Source organism: Streptomyces sp. SBT349, assembly GCF_001083795.1.
Lineage (GTDB): Bacteria > Actinomycetota > Actinomycetes > Streptomycetales > Streptomycetaceae > Streptomyces.
Map to the genome: position 1 here is coordinate 1 of NZ_LAVK01000475.1, position 4,583 is coordinate 4,583.

A 4,583-nucleotide genomic window follows, 5' to 3' on the forward strand; every position below is an offset into this window, starting at 1 on the left:
GGTGTCCGTGCACCGGGTCCACGGCCGGGGCCCCGCGCTCCCCGGCCGTGGACCCGGTGCACGGACACCAGCCGCAGCGCCTCGGCCGAACGCGCCCCCGGCCGCCCGGCGTGTGATCGGAACATCGCCTACTCCGCTCCTCCGGACGGCGCCCGGCACGCCGTCCCCTCGGCCCGACGCTACGGAGCGGGAGCGGCGCGCACGAGGGGCGCAGCCACCCGCCCGCGGGTGGGGCGAGCACCACCGGGGGCGGGGGCGCGGCTCAGCGCACGGGGAGGTGGTAGGCGATGCGGAAGCGGTCGGCGGGCACGACCACGTCGGCCGTCTCGACCGGGAGGCTGCCCGCCCGGTACGTCCGGGTGACGACCAGCACCGCGTGGCCCGGCAGCCCGCCCAGCACCCGCGCCTCGGCCGCCAGCGCGGGGCGCGCGCCGACCTCCTCCGCGACGTTGTCCACGTGGATGTCGATCGCCGCCATCCGCTCCACCACGCCCCGCCCGGCCAGCGGGCCCTGCTCGGGCAGCATCACCGGCGTCCTGCCCGTGATGCGCAGCGGCTCCCAGGAGGTGGACATCATGATGGGCTCGCCGCTCATGCGGAACACGTACCGGGTGCGCATCACCGGTTCGTCCGGCTCGATGGAGAGCCGCTCGGCGACCTCCGCGGGCGCCTCCTGGCGCTCGCTGTGCCCCTCCCAGGTGCCGCGCACCCGCTCGTCCGTCTGCTCCTGCCTGAACGGCGAGCAGTCGCCCAGGGTCCGGTACCCGCTGCGCGAGATGGTGCGCTGGGCGGGCTGCTCGCGGACGTAGGTGCCGGAGCCGGAGCGCCCCTCCACCAGCCCCTCCGCCATGAGGACCTTGCGGGCCTCCAGGGCCACCGTGTCGGACACCCCGTAGGCGGAGCGGATGCTCGCCTGCGAGGGCAGCCTGGTGTGCGGCGGCAGGGTGCCGTCCACGATTTGCTGTCGTAGGTCTTCTGCGACTCGGAGATACGCGGGCTGCTCACCGAACGGCACTGGCCCTCCCGGAGATGTTGACAGTCGGCAACAGCTTCGCAACAGAGGGTTGCGATCCGCAAGGGACGGCCAGAGTTTCACTCGAAGTGATGACCCCTCCTCAGAGGGCGCGCGGCCCCAGAATGAAGGGGTGCAGATACGGGAAACACGCGGCACCGAGCTGCCGCTGCTCCAGGACATCGAACGGGCGGCGGGGCAGCCGTTCCGCGCCGTCGGGATGGCGGAGATCGCCGACGACGAGCCACCAGGCCTCGACGAGTTGGCGCGTTGGGCCCGCGCGGGACTCTCCTGGGTCGCGGTCGGCGCGGACGACCGCCCGGTGGCCTACCTCGTCGCGGAGCCCGTCGACGGCGGCCTCCACATCGAGCAGGTCTCCGTCCGCCCGGACAACGCCCGGCGCGGCGTGGGGCGTTCGCTGATCGAGCACGCCGGGGCGCACGCGACGGCGGCCGGTCTCACCGCCCTCACGCTGACCACCTTCGCCGAAGTCCCCTGGAACGCGCCCTACTACGCGCGCTGCGGCTTCCGCACGGTCGAGGCCGAGGCCCTGACCGCGGGCCTTCGGGCGATCGTCGCCCGCGAGGCGGCCTGTGGCCTCGACCGTTGGCCGCGCGTGTGCATGCGGCGCGCGCTCCCGGGCGCGGCCGGTGAGGGCAGTGCGCCGGTTGCCCTGAGGCGCCGGGCGGGCGCCTGACAGAATGTGCGGCCGGGGCCCCTGCGGCCGAGGAGACGGGGAAGGAACGCAAGGACATGAGCGCCTCAGGCGGAACCAAGGCGATCGTCGCCGCGCTGCTCGCCAACTCGGCGATCGCGGTGGCCAAGTTCGTCGCGGCGGCCTTCAGCGGTTCGGCCTCGATGCTGGCGGAGGGGGTCCACTCGGTCGCCGACGCGGGCAACCAGGGGCTGCTGCTGGTCGGCGGCAAGCGGGCCAAGCGCGTGGCGACCGAGGAACACCCCTTCGGCTACGGGCGGGAGCGGTACATCTACGCGTTCATCGTGGCCATCGTGCTCTTCTCCGTCGGCGGCCTGTTCGCCGTCTACGAGGGCGTGGAGAAGATCCGGCACCCGCACGAGATCGAGCACTGGTACTGGCCGGTGGGCGTGCTGGTCTTCGCGATCATCGCGGAGATCTTCTCGTTCCGCACGGCCATCAAGGAGGCCAACGAGGTGCGGGGCGGCCAGTCCTGGCCGCAGTTCGTGCGGACCGCCAAGGCGCCCGAACTCCCCGTCGTGCTGCTGGAGGACCTGGGCGCGCTCGTCGGCCTCATCCTCGCGCTCGGCGGCGTGGGCCTGGCGCTGGCCACGGGCAACGGCGTCTTCGACGGCGTCGGCACCCTGTGCATCGGCGTGCTGCTGGTGACCATCGCGGTGGTGCTGGCCCTGGAGACCAAGTCGCTGCTGCTGGGCGAGGCGGGCAGCGCCCAGTCGGTCGGGCGGATCAGGGCGGCCGTGGTCGACGGCGACACGGTCACCCGCGTCATCCACATGAAGACCCTGCACCTGGGCCCCGAGGAGCTGCTCGTCGCGGCCAAGATCGCGGTGCGGGCCGGGCAGGACGCGGAGGCCGTGGCACGGGCGATCGACGCGGCGGAGGCCCGCATCCGCGAGGCGGAGCCGATCGCCCGTGCCATCTATCTGGAGCCCGACATCTACCGGGAGCAGTCTCCGGCCGAGAAGTGAGCCCTCCGGGGTGGATGGATCAGCGGCTGATCAGCCGCTGATCCGGAGCCCTCAGAGCTGGAGCGCCCAGCCGTTGAGCCGGCCCTGGTCGCCGCTGAGCAGGTCCTCCACCCGCAGGGTCCAGGTGCCGTCGGCGTCGATCCCGGTGCCGTTGAGGGTGTAGGTGCCGACCAGGTTGTCGGTGCCGCCGCCGCCCTGGTCGTGCAGCCGCCGGACGCTGCCGTCGGGGGCGGTGACCTCGACGGTGAGGTCACCGATGTAGGTGTGGGTGATGTCGATCTCCACCTGGAACGCGCCGTCGAGCACGCCCGCGCCGGTCACGTCGATGCTGGACTCGGCCGTCCCGAGGTCGGCGATCGGAACGTCGGTGCCGTTCTCGAACCGCGGGCCGTCCGGCGGCTCGGGGGCGCCGCCCTCGTCGCCGGTGTGGAGCAGGGCGTTGACGGTCGAGCCGGGAACGCCGCTGAGCCGGTTCCAGACCGCGGTGTCCTGGAGGTGGGCCTCCACCTGGGCCGGGGTGGCCGTCGGGTTCTCCGACAGGTGGAGCGCCGCGGCGCCCGCGACGTGCGGGGTGGCCATCGAGGTGCCCGAGATGGTGTTCTCGGCCGTGTCGCTGGTGGCCCACGCCGAGGTGATGGCCGAGCCGGGACCGAAGATGTCCACGACGCCGCCGATGTTGGAGAAGTCGGAGACGGCGTCCGTCGACGTGCTCGACGCGACCGTGATCGCCTCCTCCACCCGGGAGGGCGAGCCGCCGGCGGCATCGGCGCCGTAGTTGTTGCCGGCCGCGACCGCGTAGGTGACGCCCGCCTCGATCGAGGTGGTCACCGCCTCGTCCAGGATGGCGTCCGGCGGGCCGCCCAGGCTCATGTTGACCACGGAGGGCCCGTCGGCGTCGGCGGTGACGTACTCCAGGCCGTCGACCACCGTCTGGGTGGTGCCGGAGCCGCTGTCGTTCAGCACCTTCACGCCCACGAGGTCGGCCGCCTTGGCCACGCCGTACGACGCGCCCGCGACGGTGCCCGCGACATGGGTGCCGTGGCCGTGGCCGTCGTTGCCGGTGCCGCCGAAGGAGTCCCACCCGAAGGTGGCCCGGCCGCCGAAGTCCTCGTGGGAGTAACGGATGCCGGTGTCCACGATGTACGCGGTCACCCCGGCGCCCTCATGGTCGGGGTAGGTGTAGCTGTCGTCCAGCGGAAGGTCGCCCTGGTCGATGCGGTCGATGCCCCAGGAGGGGGTGGGGGCCTGGACGCCGGCCACCTCGACCGTCTGGTTCAGGGCGACCGTGCGCACCGCGGGGTCGGCGGCCAGCGCGAGCGCGTCGGCCTCGCTCATCTCGGCGGCGAACCCGTTGAGCACATGCCGGTAGACGCTCGTCACCTTGGCGTCGTGCCTGTCCGCCAGGGCCTCGGCCTGCGCCGAACTGGCAGAGAACGCGCTGTCTTCGAGGATGACGATGTAACTGCCTGCGATGGTGCCCTCGGCACCCGCGTTGGATATCACTCCGAGTTCGTCGCCGCCCGGTGCGGCCGCCGCGGGTACCGCGGCGCCGAGCCCCAGGGCCAGCAGCGCGCCGGTGGCGACCGTCGCGCTGGTCCTCAGTCGGCCGGACATTCGCATCACTGCCATCGAGGGTTCTCCTCTTCATCGTGTGCGCACCAAAGAGAGTCATGAGCATGACAAGCTGCCCCGCGCATGAGCTCTGTCGCATCATCGGATGTTTCACAGGACTCCACAAGACCGCCCACGGCATGGTCATACAGTGGCAACGTCCGTGAAGTGTCTGCGACTTCACCGCGACGAGGCGCCCCGCGCCGTCCCGGCCGGTGAGGCGCCATCATCATACGGCGGGGCGCGTGGCCCCGCCGCATGATGCCCCCCGTGCTGC

Annotated in this window: 4 protein-coding genes; 2 read left to right on the forward strand and 2 right to left on the reverse strand. The window is 72.6% G+C overall.

Annotation, left to right across the window (positions count from 1 at the left end):
• Positions 1-262: 262 nt before the first annotated feature.
• Positions 263-1,015: a GntR family transcriptional regulator gene (locus tag ADY01_RS33085; protein ID WP_049580446.1), complete on the reverse strand. Its 753-nt coding sequence runs from the start codon at positions 1,013-1,015 to the stop codon at positions 263-265.
• A 130-nt stretch (positions 1,016-1,145) separates the two neighbouring features.
• On the opposite strand from ADY01_RS33085, the gene ADY01_RS33090 reads away from it, so the two are divergent.
• Positions 1,146-1,709 (forward strand): GNAT family N-acetyltransferase, encoded by a 564-nt coding sequence (locus tag ADY01_RS33090; RefSeq protein ID WP_049580447.1) that lies wholly within the window; start codon positions 1,146-1,148, stop codon positions 1,707-1,709.
• 56 nt (positions 1,710-1,765) lie between these two features.
• The gene (locus ADY01_RS33095; RefSeq protein ID WP_049580448.1) at positions 1,766-2,695 is read left to right on the forward strand and encodes a cation diffusion facilitator family transporter; all 930 of its coding nucleotides are present in this window, start codon (positions 1,766-1,768) and stop codon (positions 2,693-2,695) included.
• Between the two features lie 51 nt (positions 2,696-2,746).
• Here the strand turns inward: ADY01_RS33095 and ADY01_RS33100 are convergent, their stop codons facing one another.
• Positions 2,747-4,324, reverse strand: coding sequence for a S8 family serine peptidase (locus ADY01_RS33100; RefSeq protein ID WP_049580449.1), 1,578 nt, complete (start codon positions 4,322-4,324; stop codon positions 2,747-2,749).
• Positions 4,325-4,583 lie beyond the last annotated feature (259 nt).

Bases quoted from the DNA above. Each gene is read 5' to 3' on its own strand.
- ADY01_RS33095 (WP_049580448.1), top strand. From the start codon at position 1,766: ATGAGCGCCTCAGGCGGAACCAAGGCGATCGTCGCCGCGCTGCTCGCC.
- ADY01_RS33100 (WP_049580449.1), bottom strand. From the start codon at position 4,324: ATGGCAGTGATGCGAATGTCCGGCCGACTGAGGACCAGCGCGACGGTC.